This is a genomic window from Moorena sp. SIO3I6, assembly GCF_010672095.1.
The window spans coordinates 1-1,674 of record NZ_JAAHHU010001105.1; the positions used below are offsets into that span (position 1 = coordinate 1).

Genomic DNA, 1,674 nt, shown 5'->3' on the forward strand with positions numbered 1-1,674 from the left:
TAGGGCTTGCTGCACAAACCGGAAACCAAAGGCCATCAAGGCTTTGAGCCGCCTTGAGAGTTGCTAAAGTTCAAGGAAATCTGATAAAATCCTTTAAAACCCTTGCACCGCCATCAGGGAAAATGTATCGAAAAGTTGATTCAGCCCCGAACCAACCGGAAGATTTTGAGCTGCCCTTTGAGGGAAAGTTATCAGAAAATAACCGTTGGGTTATCATGGCTAATCTGGTACCATGGTCAGAATTTGAAGAGGAATACGCCAAAAACTTTGCGGTGGAAATGGGGGCACCTGCCCTACCATTTCGGATAGCATTGGGTGCATTAATAATCAAAGAGAAATTAGGAATAAGTGATCGAGAAACAGTAGAACAGATAAAAGAAAATCCTTACCTACAATATTTTATAGGTAGAAGTACTTACAGCAACGAAGCACCGTTTGACCCATCACTCTTGGTAAGATTTAGGAAAAGAATAACAGCAAATTTAGTCAACCAAGTGAATGAAAAGATGGTGTTGGAGGTATTAAAAAAAAAAAATGAATCATCAGATGAAAACTCTAAAAAAAACCTAGAAGGAAAAGAAGAGGAAAAAAATACAGGGCAATTGCTATCCGATGCGACCGCAGCACCAGGAGATATAAGGTATCCCAATGACTTAGGGTTATTAAATCAAGCTAGAGTCGCCAGTGAAGAAATAATAGACCACCTATATGAAACCGTGAGAGAAAAAGTAAATAAAAAGCCAAAAACCTATAGAAACCTGGCTCGAAAAGATTACTTAAAAGTAGCGAAACAACGGAGACCCAGAAAAAAAGAAAGAAGAAAAGCGATAAAAAAGCAACTGCAATATATAAAAAGAAACCATACCCACATCGAGCAGCTAATCCAAGCAGGGGCAAGGCTAGAGGCTTTGAGCAATAGGGAATATAAAAGCTTGCTGGTGATTGCCGAAGTCTACCGTCAACAACAATGGATGTATGACAATAAAACACAGAGAATTGACAGCAGAATAGTCAATTTAACCCAACCTCATATCCGTCCCATTGTCAGAGGAAAAGCCGGAACACCTGTGGAGTTTGGCGCGAAATTATCCGTCAGTTGTATCGATGGATATGTATTTTTAGACCGTATAAGCTGGGATAACTTTAATGAATCAGGGGATTTAAAAACTCAAATTGAAGCCTTCAAACATCGCACAGGAGTTTACCCAGAATCTGTACATGTCGATAAAATTTATCGAACCCGCTCTAATCGAGCCTTTTGTAAAGAGAGGGGAATTAGAATAAGTGGACCTCCCTTAGGAAGACCGAAAGCCAATATTAGTCCATAAAAAAAGAAGCAAGCCAAAGAAGACGAAAGAATTCGTAATGGGATTGAAGGAAAATTTGGAGTATCTAAACGTAGATTTAGCCTAAACCGAGTCATGGCTAAACTTCCTCATACTTCTCAAACAGCTATTGCTATTACTTTTTTAGTCATGAATTTGTCTGCCCTGCTGCGGCAGTTTTTTTGTTTTTTTTCGTGCTTCAAACAAAATAACACCTTTTTGGGTAATAAATTGTTATTAAAGGTTATCATTATGGGACTTGTCACCAATAAACACTCATCTTTGCTTCAGGCATAAATAATTAAATAATTCATCGGTTGTTTTTAACCGACTTATTCAGCAAGCCCTA

The 1,674-nt window shown here is 38.5% G+C and carries 1 pseudogene; it reads left to right on the forward strand.

The annotated features are described in order from the left end of the window. The first annotated feature begins 122 nt into the window (after nucleotides 1-122). Nucleotides 123-1,622, forward strand: a pseudogene (locus F6K49_RS46630) (IS5 family transposase). The last annotated feature ends 52 nt before the right edge of the window (nucleotides 1,623-1,674 follow it).